The organism is Bradyrhizobium sp. USDA 3240 (assembly GCF_054063295.1).
Genome location: NZ_JBSSGD010000002.1, coordinates 3,351,539 through 3,367,801 on the forward strand (window position 1 = coordinate 3,351,539; position 16,263 = coordinate 3,367,801).

General features: G+C 64.5%; 14 protein-coding genes. 8 read left to right on the forward strand and 6 right to left on the reverse strand.

Going from position 1 to position 16,263, the window contains the following annotated elements:
• Positions 1-121 precede the first annotated feature (121 nt).
• Entirely contained in the window at positions 122-1,099 is a 978-nt protein-coding gene (locus tag ACVIGA_RS16585) for a peptidyl-alpha-hydroxyglycine alpha-amidating lyase family protein (RefSeq protein ID WP_456667195.1), read from the forward strand.
• A gap of 141 nt (positions 1,100-1,240) precedes the next feature.
• On the opposite strand, the gene ACVIGA_RS16590 is transcribed toward ACVIGA_RS16585, so the two are convergent.
• Both ACVIGA_RS16590 and ACVIGA_RS16595 read right to left on the reverse strand, forming a co-directional pair.
• On the reverse strand, positions 1,241-2,173 hold the full coding sequence (locus ACVIGA_RS16590) for an IS110 family RNA-guided transposase (RefSeq protein WP_375777642.1): 933 nt from the start codon (positions 2,171-2,173) through the stop codon (positions 1,241-1,243).
• A 208-nt stretch (positions 2,174-2,381) separates the two neighbouring features.
• Positions 2,382-4,142 carry a chloride channel protein gene (locus tag ACVIGA_RS16595; RefSeq protein WP_456667196.1) on the reverse strand — a complete coding sequence of 587 codons (1,761 nt, stop codon included), beginning with the start codon at positions 4,140-4,142 and terminating at the stop codon, positions 2,382-2,384.
• Positions 4,143-4,334: 192 nt separating this feature from the next.
• Between ACVIGA_RS16595 and ACVIGA_RS16600 the strand changes: the two genes are divergently transcribed.
• Positions 4,335-4,892 (forward strand): HNH endonuclease, encoded by a 558-nt coding sequence (locus ACVIGA_RS16600; RefSeq protein WP_016845270.1) that lies wholly within the window; start codon positions 4,335-4,337, stop codon positions 4,890-4,892.
• 60 nt (positions 4,893-4,952) lie between these two features.
• A complete protein-coding gene (locus tag ACVIGA_RS16605) occupies positions 4,953-5,135 on the forward strand; it encodes a hypothetical protein (protein WP_456667197.1) in 183 nt (60 codons plus the stop codon).
• Between the two features lie 89 nt (positions 5,136-5,224).
• On the opposite strand, the gene ACVIGA_RS16610 is transcribed toward ACVIGA_RS16605, so the two are convergent.
• The gene (locus ACVIGA_RS16610) at positions 5,225-5,956 is read right to left on the reverse strand and encodes a hypothetical protein (protein ID WP_456667198.1); all 732 of its coding nucleotides are present in this window, start codon (positions 5,954-5,956) and stop codon (positions 5,225-5,227) included.
• Complete coding sequence (locus ACVIGA_RS16615) at positions 5,947-6,492, reverse strand: MFS transporter (protein WP_456667199.1); 546 nt, start codon at positions 6,490-6,492, stop codon at positions 5,947-5,949. Before ACVIGA_RS16615 ends, ACVIGA_RS16610 begins: the two co-directional genes overlap by 10 nt.
• A gap of 24 nt (positions 6,493-6,516) precedes the next feature.
• Here ACVIGA_RS16615 and ACVIGA_RS16620 point away from each other — a divergent pair, with 24 nt between their 5' ends.
• The 4 genes from ACVIGA_RS16620 to ACVIGA_RS16635 are packed head-to-tail and all read left to right on the forward strand — an operon-like array spanning position 6,517 to position 10,068.
• Complete coding sequence (locus ACVIGA_RS16620; RefSeq protein WP_456667200.1) at positions 6,517-6,948, forward strand: MarR family winged helix-turn-helix transcriptional regulator; 432 nt, start codon at positions 6,517-6,519, stop codon at positions 6,946-6,948.
• A 2-nt stretch (positions 6,949-6,950) separates the two neighbouring features.
• A complete protein-coding gene (locus ACVIGA_RS16625; protein ID WP_456667201.1) occupies positions 6,951-9,002 on the forward strand; it encodes an FUSC family protein in 2,052 nt (683 codons plus the stop codon).
• Positions 8,999-9,205, forward strand: coding sequence for a DUF1656 domain-containing protein (locus ACVIGA_RS16630; protein WP_097673999.1), 207 nt, complete (start codon positions 8,999-9,001; stop codon positions 9,203-9,205). Before ACVIGA_RS16625 ends, ACVIGA_RS16630 begins: the two co-directional genes overlap by 4 nt.
• Positions 9,202-10,068 (forward strand): efflux RND transporter periplasmic adaptor subunit, encoded by an 867-nt coding sequence (locus ACVIGA_RS16635; RefSeq protein ID WP_223974261.1) that lies wholly within the window; start codon positions 9,202-9,204, stop codon positions 10,066-10,068. Before ACVIGA_RS16630 ends, ACVIGA_RS16635 begins: the two co-directional genes overlap by 4 nt.
• 115 nt (positions 10,069-10,183) lie before the next feature.
• Here ACVIGA_RS16635 and ACVIGA_RS16640 read toward each other — a convergent pair whose 3' ends face one another.
• Together ACVIGA_RS16640 and ACVIGA_RS16645 are read right to left on the reverse strand one after the other, a co-directional pair.
• On the reverse strand, positions 10,184-11,050 hold the full coding sequence (locus ACVIGA_RS16640) for a tetratricopeptide repeat protein (RefSeq protein WP_456667202.1): 867 nt from the start codon (positions 11,048-11,050) through the stop codon (positions 10,184-10,186).
• A gap of 74 nt (positions 11,051-11,124) precedes the next feature.
• The gene (locus tag ACVIGA_RS16645) at positions 11,125-11,784 is read right to left on the reverse strand and encodes a FecR family protein (protein WP_456667203.1); all 660 of its coding nucleotides are present in this window, start codon (positions 11,782-11,784) and stop codon (positions 11,125-11,127) included.
• A 472-nt stretch (positions 11,785-12,256) separates the two neighbouring features.
• Between ACVIGA_RS16645 and ACVIGA_RS16650 the strand changes: the two genes are divergently transcribed.
• A complete protein-coding gene (locus ACVIGA_RS16650) occupies positions 12,257-16,234 on the forward strand; it encodes a DUF5801 repeats-in-toxin domain-containing protein (protein ID WP_456667204.1) in 3,978 nt (1,325 codons plus the stop codon).
• The last annotated feature ends 29 nt before the right edge of the window (positions 16,235-16,263 follow it).

Sequence of the window (16,263 nt, forward strand, 5' to 3'; positions counted from 1 at the left end):
CGTCATTCCGGGGCGATGCGCAGCATCGAACCCGGAATCCATCGGGCCACCAACTCTGAGGATAAATGGATTCCGGGCCTGCGCTTCGCGCATCCTGGAATGACGAAAAGGGGAGACAACAATGCCAACCATCCTCGGCACCGGCGAGCACCGCTACCGCGCGGTGGAGAACTTCGCAAAACTCCCCGACGGCTGGAGCCTGACGGACGTCGCCTCCGTCGCGGTCGACAGCAAGGACCGGGTCTATGTCTTCAACCGCGGCGACCATCCGATGGTGGTGCTCGATCGCGAGGGGAATTTCATCCGGGGCTGGGGCGAAGGCGTGTTCGCACGCGCGCACGGCCTGCATATCGACGCCGACGACAATCTCTACTGCACCGATGACGGCGACCACACCGTCCGCAAATGTTCTGTTGGCGGCAAGGTGCTGCTGACGATCGGCATCCCGAACAAGCCGGCGCCGTTCATGAGCGGCGAACCGTTCCATCGCTGCACCCATACCGCGCTGTCGCCGAACGGCGAGATCTACGTCTCCGACGGCTATGGCAATGCCTGCGTCCACAAATACACGCCCGATGGAAAGTTGATCAAAACCTGGGGCGAGCCCGGCACTGATCCCGGCCAGTTCAACATCGTGCACAATATCGCGACCGACGCCGACGGCTGGGTCTATGTCGCCGACCGCGAGAACCACCGCGTCCAGGTGTTCGACGGCAACGGCAGATACGAGACGCAGTGGAACAATCTGCACCGGCCGTGCGCGTTGTGCTGCTGCGGTGGCGGCAAGCAGCCGAATTTCGTGATCGGCGAGCTCGGCCCCGGCATGGCCGTCAACCGCAAGGTGCCCAATCTCGGCCCGCGGCTGTCGATCGTGGATGGCACTGGCAAGCGCATCGCCCGGCTCGGCGGCGAGCACGGCCCCGGCGTCGAGACCGGCAGATTCCTGGCGCCGCACGGCATCGCGCTGGATTCGCGCGGCGACATCTATGTCGGCGAAGTCGGCGTCACCGACTGGAAGACCAGCTTTCCGGACACCGAGATGCCCGCCGCGGTGCGCGTGACGCGGTGCCTGCAGAAGCTGGAGCGGGTGACGGCGTAGTTTTGTAAAGGCCGCTCTTTGTCTTACCCCGTCACCCTGAGGAGCGCCGCTCGCGCGCGTCTCGAAGGGTCGACGGCCCGGCTGGTGGCCGTGCATCCTTCGAGACGCCGCTTCGCGGCTCCTCAGCGACTGTGTTCTTCGTCAAGCGGGTTGCCATGGTTTTTGGTCCCTGAGCATGGCGTTGAGGGTGGTGAGAACTTTGCGCGCGACGGCGATGAGGGCGACCATCTTGGGCTTTCCAGCGGTCACCAGGCGCCGATAGAAGACCTTGAGCTGCGGATGGTATCGGCTGGCCGACAGAGCGGCCATGTAGAGCCCGGCGCGCAGCTTGGCTCTTCCGCCGCCGATCATGCTCTTGCCCTTCCAGCGGCCCGACTGGCGGGTGAACGGGGCAAGACCGGCGAGGCTCGCGATCTGGCGCCGATTGAGTGCGCCGAGCTCCGGCACCTCGGCAAGGAAGGTCCGCGCGAGGGTGTTGCTCACGCCAGGAAAGCTGACCAGCAGTTCCTCCTTAGCGCGCCAGACTGGCGAGCCGCGCACCAGCGTGTCGATGTCGTTGTCGATCTCCGGCAGCTCCTTCTCGAGGACCTTGATATGGCGGGCAAGGCTCTTGCGGACGCGGACATTCTCGGCCCGCTTCTCGCGCTGACGCTCGGCAACGATCATCTCGATGATCTGCCGTCGGCGACTGACCAGTTCAGCCAGCAGCCGGGCTTCCTGATCCGGCATGGCACGTGGCTCCGGCTTTACGGCCTCGACAAACCGCGCGATCACTGCCGCATCGATCGGGTCCGTCTTGGCACGCTGACCAACCGCCTGCGCGAAGTGCCGGATCTGGGCCGGATTGACCACCACCAGCGGCAGCTGAGCGCCCGCCAGCGCAGCAGCGACGATGGTCTCGAAGCCGCCGGTTGCCTCCACCGCAATCAGCGCTGGCGAGATCACCTGCAAGCGCGCAACGAGCTCTTCCAAGCCTTTGCCGTCACGCGCCACGGCAAAGGCTTCCCCGCTCGGACGCACATGCACGTCCAGCCGGTCCTTCGACACATCAATGCCAACGTAGATCGCGTCCATCTGCACCCCTCCTTGCGCAACCGGGCTCGCCAGGCGGCCCTCGCGACTGTTCGGGTTCAATGGAACAACGGACGGGGCGCCGCGCTGAGGATCGGGCTTCAAAGCCCTGGGATGAAGCGGTCTCCCGTCCGCTACCGCACCGGACACTCTATCCGATCCGGCGATTCGAGACTTACAAGGATGACGGGTCGAAGAGCGCCCGCCGCAATCAAATCTCGCCGATCACCTCGCGGCGGCGCTGCTCGGATTCTTCCGCGTAGCGCCGCATCGCGTGCGCTTCGGTGAGGAGGCCGATCGGCCGCCGGTCGCCGTCGTCCTCGACCACGGCGAGCGATTCCGCTTCGGCGGCGTCGAACACCGCGATCGCCTCCTGCACGTTCATGGCGGGATGCAGCACCACGTCGGCGTAGCGCAGGATGCCGGCAAGTCCCTTGTCGGCCTCGAGATCGGGCGCGTGCGCTTCCGCGACCAGCGCGAGCCCGGCATAACGCCCCTCGCCGTCGACCGCGACGACCTGGGTCTTCGATCCGGGCGGGAATTCCTCGCGAAACGCCTCGATCGGCATCGCGGCGTTCACCGTCGTCATGTCCTGCCGCATCATCTTGCCGACCGTGAGATCGCGGATCCAGCCGATATCGGCGGCGCTGCGGATGGTCTCGCCGCGCAGATGCAGCCGCCAGGTCGCGAACGAATAGCCGAACAGCTCGCGCGTGATCGTGGTCGAGATGATGACCGCCACCAGCACCGCGGTGGTGAGCCAGAGATTGCCGGTGGATTCCAGCGCGATGAACGACATCGTCAGCGGACCGCCGATCACCGAGGCCGACAGCGCGCTCATCCCGATCACGGCATAGGCGTTGGGATCGAGATTGAGCCCCGGCCACACGATGTCGACGCCGGCGGCGAACAGCCGGCCGCCGAGCGCGCCCATGAACAGCGTGGCGAAGAACAATCCGCCGCGGAAACCCGAGCCGAGCGACACGATCGAGGCAACCGCCTTCAGCGCGAACACGCCGGCGATGAAGGTGAGCGGCATCGCCACGATGCCGGCGAAGCGCAGCGCGCCATGGCCCGACGACATCACCTGCGGCGTCAGCAGCGCCATGGCGCCGACCGCTAGCCCGCCGAGCGCCGGCCGCAGCGGCGGCCAGAGCCGGGTCTTGGCGAGCAGCGTCTCGCACAGCGCCACCCCGCGCATGATCGCAATGCCGGTCAGGGCCGCGACCACGCCGAGCAGCGCGGCGATCGCAAGATCCCGCCCGAGCACGTCGCCGACGGTTCCGACGCCGACGCCGAGCGGCAGCGGCTCGAAGGCATGGGCGACGAAATAGCCGGTCACCGCCGCCACGCCGACCGGAGTCAGGCTCGCCGGCGTATAACCGCCGATCACAAGTTCGAAAGCATAGAAGGCGCCGGCCAGCGGCGCGCTGAAGGCCCCGGCGATTGCCGCCGCCGCGCCGCAGCCGACCATGATTCGCTGGTCGTTGCGGCGGAGATGAAAGCCGCGGCCGAGCGAGGCGGCCAGACCGCTGGACAACTGGGTATAGCCGGCCTCGAGCCCGACCGAGCCGCCGACGCCGCTCGACCAGATCGTCTGCAGCGCCACGATCACGCTGCCGCGGAACGACATCCGGCCGCCATACAGCGCGTTGGCCTCGATCGGATCGATTTCCCGGGCCGGCCGGACCCGAAGCAGCAGCAGGAACGCTACGCCAAGCACCAGTCCGCCAACCGTGGGAACCGCGAGCGCCCGCACGGGATCGATGCTGAGCTGGCTCGACAGCCGTTCGCCCAGCGGCAGATTGAACAGCACCGAATGCAATACGGTGACCAGGCTGCTCATGACCGCGACCACGAGGCCGCCGATGGCGCCGATCAGCACCGCCAGCACCACGAGGCTCGTCTCGTGCGCACGCACGAATGCGCGCAACCGGCGCGGCGCCTCGAGATAGCTTGTGGTCGTGGTCATCGGCAGGGTCCGTCACTGGCCGACAGGGCCTTGCGGCTCCCTTTAAGGGCCTCGCGGGCGGGAGGCAATCGGGGCAGGAACATGGCAGGGCATGGCGGATAAGCCGCTCATTGCTCTTCACAATCCCGTCACGCTGCCTGTAGTATGTGAGTGCATGCTGCTTCGCAGCTAATGGGAGATCAGGAGCGTTATTTGAACGCACATGTCTCGCAAGGCGGTTGGCCGGTGCTGGTCTTGAATGCGGACTTCCGGCCGCTGAGTTATTACCCGCTGTCGCTGTGGTCCTGGCAGGACGCGATCAAGGCGGTGTTCCTCGATCGTGTCAACATCGTCGAATATTACGACCGGGCGGTACGAAGTCCTTCCTTCGAGATCCAGTTGCCGAGCGTCGTCTCCCTCAAATCCTTCGTCAAGCCGACCACCCACCCCGCCTTCACCCGGTTCAACGTTTTTCTTCGCGACCGATTCAGCTGCCAATATTGCCTGTCGGGCGACGACCTCACCTTCGATCACATCATTCCGCGCAGCAAGGGTGGCCAGACCACCTGGGAGAACGTCGTCGCCGCCTGCTCGCCGTGCAATCTGCGCAAGGGCAATCTGACGCCGCAACAGGCCAAGATGTTTCCGAAGCAGACGCCCTACGCTCCGACGGTGCATCAGCTTCACCGCAACGGCCGGCTGTTCCCGCCGAACTATCTGCACGAGAGCTGGCTCGATTATCTCTACTGGGATACTGAGCTCGATCCGTAGGGCGCGCTGGCGGCGCGGAGGATATGTGCCGGGACTCGTCGGAGCGGCACTCGCTCAGGGATGAACGACGATCAGACCAAACGTTGGTTGCGACTGCAGCGCCGCCTCGTGTTCCGGCACCGCGCCTTCGCCATGGCGTTGACGCGCGTTGCCGAAGTGAACGACGCCGTTATGCGCGGTGATATCTATGTCGGCGGCCTCGCCGGCGAGGACTGGAGCCGGTTGATGCACGACTTCGGTTGAGAGCGGGCAGCGCGCTGCGTCGAGCAGTTATCGCGCGGTCACCCGTCTTTGGTCATCGCGGGACCTTATTCGACCGTTGGAGCGCGTCATCAACGCGGCATCTGCCCGTTGCCTTCCCGCTTGCCCAGCTCCGGCGCTGGCTGTCCCGGCGGGGGCAGTTGCGCTGCCAGGACCATGCCGAGCATTGCGATCGCCGCCATCACGAGCGTCCAGCTGACGTAGAGCTGGTGACCGATCAACGCGCCGCTCAGCAGCGGAGCGCAGATATTGGCGCCCGACATCAGCGATTGGTTGAGGCCCATGATCATGCCCTGCCGGTTGATCGCGGTGCTGCGCGACAGTTCAGCAGTCAGCGTGCTTCGGGCGAACATCATGCCGACGATGATCAGCGTCAGGAATGCCACAAGCAGGCTGATCCGGTCAGCGAACGCAAGTCCGACCAATCCGGCTGCCATGCAGGCGAACGCCGCCAGGACAATGATGCGATCGGACGCGAAGATATTCGCGCGGGTGATCAGGGCACATTGCACGACCATGTTGATGAAACCGGCATAGGCGAATACGGCGCCGAGCTCGCGGGCGCCGAAGGCATGCCCGTTCCAGCTGAACCGCGCCGACAGGAACAGGCCGATCTGCGACAGGAACATCGAATTGACGAAGAAGAACACGATAAGCAGACCGAGCACGCGCCACGCATACCGCAACCCGAGGATCGTGTGCGGCAGCGCCGGCTCGGGCACCCGCTGCTGATAGAGCGGCTCTGCGGCCGGATGATCCGGCGACAGCAGAGCGATCGTGGCGACGATGCTGATCAGCGACAACGCTGCGGCAGCCCATACCGGCGCGGTGTCGCCGAGTGGACAAGGAGGCCCGACAGCGCGGGGCCGACCAATAGACCGGTCCCGATCGCGCCGCTGGTCATGCCGAGCGCCGGCTTGCGGGCCTGCGGCGGGCTGTGCTCGGCCGCATAGGCGTGCGCCACCGAGATGTTGCCCGACGTCAGCCCGTCGATGATGCGGGCCAGGAACACAAGCGTCAGATTGCCCGCGATGGCCAGCAGAACGAAGCCGACGCAGGTGCCCACCTGGCTCACGACCAGCACCTTGCGGCGGCCGTAGCGATCGGAGAGCACGCCGACGATCGGGCCGGCGATCAGCTGACACAGCGCATAGACCGAGATCAGCGCACCGATCACGAATGGTGTCGCCCCAAGCCGCTGCGAGTAGAACGGCAGCAACGGCAGGATGATCCCCAATCCCGTCGCATCCACGGCCACGACGATGAAGGTCGGGACCAGCGCCAGACTGCTGTCGCCCCGGAATTCTTCGCCCGCTCCTGCCGTGGAGCTCGTGCCCATTGCCGCTTGCTCGATCGCTTTTGCGTGATCACCAAGAATGTTCCGGACTATATAGTTGCAGCCTACGCGACGGCTATACCGCTGCTGGTGCTGTCGCGGCAGGGGGAGAATGTCCGTCAGGGTGTGCTCGCCGATGAACTTGGGATCGAGGGGCCTTCGCTGGTGCGGCTGATCGATCTGCTGCAGACCGAAGGCCTGGTCGAGCGTCGCGAGGACCCGACCGACCGGCGCGCCAAGACGCTGCATCTCACCGCGGCCGGCGACGCCAAGGTCGAGGAGACCAACCGGATACTGCGCCGCGTGCGGGCCAGCGTGCTGAAGGATATCGGCAGCGAGGAACTTGCGGTAACCTTCGAGACGCTGCAGCGCATCGACGAGCGAGCGAGCCGCCTGCACGACGCCAAGAGCGCTGCAGCCAAGACCGCTTCAGATAAGACCGCTCCAGGGGCGAAATAGTCATGCGCGCGGAAGAGCCGTTCCTGGTCCGCCACGCGGATCTCATCTTCGCGTTGAAGACATTCGCCGCGTCGATGCTGGCGCTCGTCATCGCATTGGCGATCGATCTGCCGCGGCCCTATTGGGCGATGGCGACGGTCTACATCACGTCACAGCCGCTGGCCGGCGCGACCAGCTCGAAAGCGTTCTTCCGCGTGATCGGCACTCTGGTCGGCGCGAGCATGACGGTCGCCCTGGTGCCGAACCTGGTCAATGCACCGGAGCTGCTGTGCCTCGCGATCGCGCTCTGGGTCGGACTGTGCCTTTATCTGTCGCTGCTCGACGGCACGCCGCGCAGCTATGTCTTCATGCTGGGCGGATATACCGTCGCGCTGATAGGTTTCCCGTCGGTCGCCGACCCGGGCAGCATCTTCGATGTCGCGCTGGCGCGGGTCGAAGAGATCTCGCTCGGCATCATCTGTGCCAGCCTCGTCTCGACTGTGGTGTTTCCGCGCAGCGTCGCGCCGGCGGTCGGCGGCCGTGTCAGGAGCTGGCTGTCGGATGCGCGCCGCCTCTCCCGCGACGTGCTGCTTGATCACGGGACCAGCGAGACGCGCCGGGCCCAACGCCTTCGCCTCGCGACCGACATCGTCGAGACCGATACGCTAATGACCCATGTCGCCTATGACCGGCTGGCCGACGTCGGCACCGTGCGCGGCCTCGGCGAGGTCCGGCTGCGCATGCTGATGCTGCTGCCGATCATCACGTCGATCGAAGACCGCCTCGCCGCACTCGGCGAAGCGGCGGTGCAAAGGCAGCCGGAGCTGCGGCACCTGATCGACGATCTCGCCGCATGGATCGTCGACGACGATCGCCAGCGGCAATCCGGCGACGCGATCCGCGCTGCGATCGCCGAGCGGCAATCTGCCCTCGACGGCCTGGTGCCGCGCGAGCGCATCATCACGATCAGCCTGCTGCTCCGGCTCCGCGAGCTTGTCGACATCTCGGCCGACTGCCGCGCAATCGGCGATGCGATTGCCGCGGGGAAGGATATCTCCGCCGTCCCGCTGGCGTTCCACCCGGAGTCGGGAGCCGCGCCGGTCCGTCACCGCGACCACGGCATGGCGCTGTGGTCCGCCGCGGGGGCGGCGGTTGCCATCCTGATCTGCTGCGGGTTGTGGATTGCGACCGGATGGCCGGATGGCGCCTCGGCGCCGATGATGGCGGCGGTCGCTTGCTCCTTCTTCGCCGCGCAGGACGAGCCGGCGCGCAGCATCCGGGCCTTCGGACTGTTTTCGCTGGTCGCGATCGTCGTCGTCGCGATCTATCAGTTCGCGCTGGTGCCGGGCATCTCCCATGTCGAGGTTCTGATCGCCGCGCTCGCGCCGACCTTCCTGCTGTACGGCTTCCTGATCGCGCGGCCCAAGACCGCGCCGATCGGCATGGCGCTCGCCGCCAACACCGCGACGCTGCTGGCCTTGCAATCGACCTACAGCGCGGATTTTGCCAGTTTTGCCAACACGTCGGTCGCCTTCTTCCTCGGCGTCGTCATCGCCGAGATCGTGACGCGGGTCGCGCGCGGCGTGGGCGCCGAATGGATCGCCAAGCGGCTGATGACGTCGGGCTGGCAGACGCTGGCGGTCGCGGCCGAGCGGCGCGGCCACGGCGATCGCGCGCAGTTTGCCGGCCTGATGCTGCATCGGCTCGGCCTGTTGGTGCAGCGCATCGCCTTCATCTCCGAGAGCGACCGCCGCGATGCCGACAGCCTGGTCCAGCTGCGCATCGGGCTCAACATCATCGACCTCAGGCGGGCCCGTTACGGCCTCGCCGCATCGACCGTGCGTGCCATCGACGACATGCTGGACGACCTCGCGGCGTCGTTTCGCGCCCATGCCGACGAGGCAATGCCGGCCGAGCTGCTGTCATGCGTCGATGCGGCGCTCGCCGCGGTCGTCAAGGATCCCAACGAGCGCGCCCGGGACGATGCATTGCTCGGCCTCGTCGGCATCCGCCGCGGCCTGTTTCCGGATGCACCTGCGTATCGATCGCAGCCCGAGGAGAGCTTTGCTGCATGAGATATGAGCTCGACATCTACGGTGTCCTGGTCCCGGCGCTGCTGCTGTGGCTGATCGTGGCCTATGCGCTGAGCGCGGTGGCGAGCCGGATCATGCAGCGCTTCGGGCTCTACCGGCTGGTCTGGCATCGCGCGCTGTTCAATTTCGCCCTGTACGTATGCCTGCTGGGCGTCGTCGTCTATCTTTCGGAGTTTCTGCCATGAAAGGGAATTTCGCCTGGCTCGGCCGGGTTGCGCTGACCGCGATCGCGCTCGTCGCTGCGCTCGCCGTCGGCCGCGCGCTCTGGGTCTACTACATGGAGTCGCCATGGACTCGCGACGGCAGGGTCCGCGCCGACGTGGTGCAGGTAGCTCCCGACGTCTCCGGATTCGTCACCGACGTGCTGGTCAAGGACAATCAGCAAGTGCATCGCGGCGATATCCTGTTCCGGATCGATCGCGCCCGCTTTGCTCTCGCGTTGCAGCAGGCCGACGCTGCGGTCGCCGGCCATCGCGCGACGCTTGATCAGGCCGACGCCGACCTCAAGCGCTACAGTGCGCTGACCACCGATGCGGTTTCGCAGCAGAAGCAGGAGCAGGTCCTGGCTACGCAGCTTCAGGCCAAGGCCGCCTACGACCAGTCGGTCGCCGATCGCGCGGTGGCGCAGCTCAACCTCGATCGCAGCGAGGTGCATGCATCTGTCAACGGCACCATCACCAATATGGACCTGCGGCCCGGCGCCTACGTCACCGCGGGCAAGGGCGTGATGGCGCTGGTCGACACCGATACGCTGCATGTCGAGGGCTATTTCGAGGAAACCAAGCTCGCGCGCATTCGCGTCGGCGACAAGGCGCAGGTCCGGCTGATGGGCGAGCCGGTCCGGCTCACCGGACATGTCGAGAGCATTGCCGCCGGCATCGCGGACCGTGACCGTACGGACGGCGCCAACCTGCTTGCTAACGTCAATCCGACCTTCAGCTGGGTCCGGCTCGCACAACGCGTCCCGGTGCGCATCGCGCTCGATCACCTGCCGGATCGCATCGCACTGGTCGCTGGCCGTTCGGCCACGGTCGAGATCATGGACTAGAGCATTTCGGTCCTGATTGAATCAGGACCGAAGCTCTAGACTCTTGTTTTGACGCGTTTTCTGCACGCGAACCGGCGTCCACTTCGCTCGAAAACGCTCTAGCCGGCCATGCTCGCTATTGCACGCCGTAGCGCGTGAAGTCGTCGCCGATGCTGCCCTGGATCACCTTGGCCGCGGAGATGTCGACATTGCCGCCGGCCTTGTCGCCCTGTTTCAGCTTCGCCAGCCCGCGTCCGTAGAGCGCGCTTGCCAGCTTCGGATCGATGCGGAGCGCGGCGCTATAGTCGTCGATGGCCGCGCGGAGCTCGCCGGTCTTCAGATAGATCAGGCCGCGCGAGTCGTAGGTGGCGGCATTGGCCGATCCCGATTGCAGCGCCTTGTTGCAGTCTTGCAGCGCCTCCTGCAACGCGCCGAGGATGGCCCGGCTCCAGCAGCGTCCGTTCCACACGCCGTCGAGGTTCGGCTCGAGGCGAATAGCCTGATCGTAATCCTGCACGGCGTGGGCATAATCATGTTTCTTCAGATAGGCACCGGCGCGATTGGCAAAGGCTTCGCCGTAATTCGGGTTGAGCTTGATGGCCTGATCGAACGCGTCGGTCGCGCGATCGTATTCGCGCTTCCTGAAGTAGGCCACGCCGCGGTTGTTGAACGGCTTGGTGTAGGTTGGATTGAGCTCGGTGGAATGATCAAAATCCCCGATAGCGCGGTCATAGTCTTCCTTGGCGGCGTAGGCGTTGCCGCGGTTGTTGTAGGCGATCGCAAGGCCGGCCGGCGTCATGTCCTGCCCCGCATCGATCAGCGCCGTGCAGGCGCCGATGCGCGCGTCGGCCAGCGCGTGATCGACGCCGCTGCACAGCTCGATGTTGCGCAGATAGTTGCTCTTTTGCTTCGGGTTCTGCGCGCCCACCGGCGATGCAAGCAAAAGCAGAATGAACAGCGCCGTCAGGCCGCCACTCCCGCCGGAACCTGCACGAGGCTTCATGTCGGGCTCCGGTTTTGACGACGCCGCGTCACTGGTTTCCATGAATGGCCGCTCAAACCCGACGCCCTGCTCGCCTAGCACCCTCGACAAATATTCGGATTGAACCTGTGGTAGGTGTTTTGCTCGGGCTGCGGCGCCACGCGTGTCGCGGGCTTCCTGAGAAGCTTGCTCTTGCCCTCTTCCACGAGCGTCGCGAACCTGACCGTTCCATCGTCGGATATTTCGATGCGCGGCGTGGTGCCTCGAATTCCCATCGTCGCGGCGGGTGTGTCGATCTTCATGTCACCGGTCTTCGCAATATTGCCGGCAACGAAGGTGAACGTTCCATTGGCCAGCTTGAACAAGGTCGAATTCGACTTGCCGTTCGGGTCGTATACAAACTCGGTCAGGGTCATCTTGGCGTTGCTCGACAGATTGAACGAGGTGCCATCGGTGAAGTTGATCCCGACGCGTCCATCGACTCCGGTCTTCACCACGTCGCCCATATAGACGGGATCGCCAACCTTCGCTGGGGGCAATTGATCAGACAGCGCGGCCTGAACGACGACCGCACTGGGATGTTCGATCGTGACTGAACCCGTGACCGTCACGACCTTCCCGATGAACTTCGCTGAGGAATCCTGAACAGCGGGCTGGGCCGGTTCGGTTTGCGCCAGCACCGGAACGGACGTCAGTGCGGCGACGAGCGTGAAAACGGTGCCGGCGAGCAATTGAACAACAATATGAATGCGCACGATCCCCTCCCTCGAGAAGATCTTGTCGTGTCGCGGCTCGATGGTGATGTGGACCGCCGGGCCGAGACCGCAGGACCTTGAGTGCCAAGTTGCAGCAGACAGGCCTAAATGCCTGTACCAGTTCGACTAAAAATTAATAGGTGGACAATAAACTTGGTGAATATACACTAAATCTAGTGGGGCTCCACTCGCGATACTAGTGGGGCTCCACTCGCGATAAAGGACAGCAGTTCTGTCATTTTTGCGATAGCTCCCCGCCGTACTGGAATCACATTTCGACGACCGAATTTAATTTCAATCAGGACGTTTCTGCGGGCAAGCCTATGGCTGCCGGTGCGGGGTCATTTCACCTCGTCGCGGGCGCAAGCCAGACCAAGAAACATACGGCGCCGCGTTCCGCCTGAGCTGTTTAGCAGGCGAAAAGCCAATGTTAGTCGCGTCCGGCGTAGCGTTCGGGGACGCGTGTCTGGCCATGTTCGGCCAGTTGCCCCGAATGGTTGGCGTTGTTCAAACGGCCGCCGGCTGCGGCACGATCACGCGTGCACGCGGCGTTGCCATTCAAATCGTGCCCGGCGATCCCGTTTGCCAGGGCGACGTCATCGAGATCGCAGCCGGCGGCCGGGTCGCAATCCGCATGGTCGATGGCACGGTGCTCGACCTGCCGGCTGACACTCGACTGGAATTGGGCGACTTGGAAGACCGAGGTCGCACCCTCCGCCCGGGGAGGTTCGCCAAGGCCAGAAGCATCTTGCGCATGATCAGCAGCCGGCTGGCAGGTTCAACCGTCCTGGCGGCGGACACGCCTGTTGGCACCATTCGGGCCAGCGGCCTTGGCATGCTGTCGTTCGCGGCGCTGACACTCTCACTCCTGGAGGACGCGCGGGCTGCGGAGCCGAACGTCACGATCCTCGACGACGACAAGATCAACTACAAGGACCTCCACCACGGTGTGTTCGAGCTGGTGACCAAGGAGGCGATCCCCAGACACATCGTCGTCGACGATCCCGGAGTGACGATCATCTTGAGCCCCAAAGGGTCGTCGGTCGGGGTGAACCAGGTCACGAATAGCCCGACCCACATGGAGGAATTGCGCGACGCCCAGCAGGAGGCGCTTGCCAATTTCCAGAAGGGAACGGGATCAAAAGGGTCCGGCATGCCGGCTCCCGAAGGGTCGCCGCTGCTGCAACCCATCAATTTTATTCAGCCTGCCTCGCCGTCGCCGACGCAAGATCCGCTCGGGCCGCTGCCGGTCGTTACCTTGGCGCATATCGAGTTCTTCAAGCCGCCGCCGGCGCCGCCCGTGCCGCCGAGCCTGAACCTTGGCGCAGGACCGACGGAAGTCGATACGTCGGCATTCGATGACTTCAAGACCACGAGTGGGACCTTTTCCGCGAGCAGCCAGGGCGGCGCGCTGACCTTCGGTATCAGCGGTGGAACTGTGGGCAGCGTGCTAGTGGGTCAGTCGACATACAACGTATCGAGCGTTGGTCAGTTCGGCACGCTTTACGTCAACAGCATCTCCGGAAACTATACCTTCGTTCCGAACAATGACGCGATCAACGCGTTGAAGGTCAACGCGATCCAAAACTTCGTCATCACCGTGGGGGATGGCACGCTCTCGACGAGTGAGAGCTTCAACATTACCATCGTTGGTGTCGACGACGCCTCCATCATCTCCGGCGCCAAGGCTGGCGCGGTTGTGGGGGCAGTTGGCGTCAGCGGAGCCTCGCCCGGTCTGCTCATCGCGACCGGCACGCTCACCGACACCGACGTCGACGACCCCGCCAACACCTTCACCGCGGTGAACGCGCCGACGACAAGCGCGGGCGGCCATGGCACATTCACCCTAACGACGGGCGGCGTGTGGACCTATACGCTCAACAACGCCGACAGCTCCGTGCAAGCCCTCCACGTCGGCGACACGCTGACCGACAGCTTCACGGTGACCACGATTGGCGGAACCCCGCAGGTGGTGACGATCACCATCCACGGCCCGCTGATCGAGGCCAGACCGGCGCCGTCGCTGACGCTGAGCGAGACCCATCTGACGGCGACGGCGCTGGACGACAACATCGCCGGCTCGGTACCGGACGCCGCGTTGACGACGACCTCCGGCGAGTTCTCGGCGGCATTCGTTACCGAAGCGGGTCTGGCGGTCAGCTACGCGCTGACGATCACCGGCGGCAACGGTGCAGCGTCGGGGCTGATCGACTCGCACACCGGCCTCTCCGACGTGCTGGTTCAGAACGGTAACACCATCGAAGGCCATGTCGGCACAGCAAGCGGCACGCTCGCATTCACCATCACGGTCGATCCGGCGACCGGACGCGTAACCTTCGTCGAACACCGAGCGGTGGAACAACCGCTTGGCACCAGCCCGGACAACGGCGAAGCGATCGCGCTGGGGACAGGCATTGTAAACCTGATCGCGACGGTGACGAACAGCGACGGCCAGTACCAGGATGTAAGCATCGATCTCGGCAAGCAGCTGACGATCACGGACGATGCCCCGAGCATCAAGGCGAACGCAACCGCCCCGTCGCTGACGCTGAGCGAAACGCATCTGACGGCGACGGCGCTGGACGACCACATCGCGGGCTCGGCGCCGTGCGCGGCGCTGACGACGATTTCGGCCGATTTCTCGACGGCATTCACTTCGGTTCAAGGCGCCGATGGCGCGACGACCCACTATGCGTTGGCGATCAACGGCGGTAACGGCACAGCGTCGGGCCTGATCGACTCGCACACGGGCTGCGCCGACGTGCTGGTTCAGCACGGCAACACCATTGAAGGCCATGTCGGCACGGCAAGCGGGGAGCTGGCATTCACCATCGCGCTTGATCCGGCCAACGGAAGCGTGACTTTCACCGAGTATCGCGCGGTGACGCATCCATCCTGCACCAGCGCCGATGAAGCCGTGTCGCTGACCGCCGGCATCGTGAACCTGGTTGCCACCATCACGGACAAGGATGGCGACACCCAGAGCGCGAGCATCGACCTCGGCAAGCAATTGACGATCACGGACGATCACCCGACCATTTGCGGCTTCCCGGAGACCTTCGTCGCCGCTCAGGACAATCAGACCGCAAATGGCACTTACCATGTCGATTTCGGCGCGGATGGCGACGCCGCGATGCGCGTTGCCGTCCACGATGGCGCAGTCGGCTGCACGGGATACGATCTGGCCACGTCATCCCTGGGTGACGGCATCACCTCGGTGCACGTCACCGGACATGGCGATGACTACAGCTTCTACTATACGACCCATGAGGCGGGCGGCGGTGTCGAACTCGATGCGTATCTCGGGGATTGCGGTGGCACGCTGACCGATCCGTACTTCAAGTTGCTGATCGATCCGGATGGAACCTATTGCTTTGACCTTGAGCACGCCGGACTGTCGAAGAACGTCACCGTTAGCGGCTCCGATTTCGACGCCCCGGCCTGCGGCACGCCGTCATTGACCGCTCCGGACGGACAACTGGTGATTACCGGATCCGACTGCACCGGCCATCCGCTCGACGTCAAAGCGTCGGAGTGCGGTATCGCGGTCGGTGACAGCGGACTGCAAATGGATCCCACTGAGCAGTTGAATCTCGCGTTCTCCGGGAAGCAGTCGCAGGTCAGCTTCGATCTCACACAATGGCAGGGTTATGGCACCGCCGGCGTGATCCTCAAGGTTCTTGACGGCAGCGCCGACGTTCACGACTTCTGCATCGATGTTCCCAAACCGCTCTGCGGCAGTGCCAGCTTCGTGGTCCACGAGACATCGGACGCGTCGTTGATCGACACCTACACTTTTGATGCCGCGACGACGACGTACACGCTGTACGTTGACAAGGCATTCAATCAAGTCCAGGTCGACTACGATCGGCCGGAGGCCGGGCACCCCACCTTCGCGGTCAACAACATCAACTATACCGAAAAGACGAGTATCAACGCGGATCTCCTGTTCGATGTAACTGCGGTCGACGGAGATGGCGACTCGGCTACGACCAATCTTCAGGTCGATATTCAGTGCCATACGGCGGGAATGGACGCGTTCACATTCGCGCCCAGCCCGGACAGTGCTGCTGCACCACCGGTCGGCGGCAGCACCAGCGCTCCGGCGCCCGTCGTCAGCGCTGCGTCAACGAGCGGCCACGAAGACGCAGCATGGTCGCAGGCCATGGTGCCCTTCGCAGGGGGCGGAACGTCTGGAACCGAGCAGTCCTTTCATTTCGCGGAGCAGCTTCCGAGCCTTGAACAGCAGGGAGCTTCGGCCCCTCTACAATTCGATCAAGCCGCCGCGTGGTTTGGTCACAGCCAGGATTTCGCCGGCTTTCACCTGGCACAAGGGGCTGCAGATGGAGCGCCAGCAACTGGGCCGGCGATCGCCGAGCACCAGCCGGTTTATTCCTCAATCAACATGGACGCCGTCGTGACCCATACGCCTCACGATCTGATCGTCTAGCTATCCCCCGCGCTCAGGGCCAGCATCTG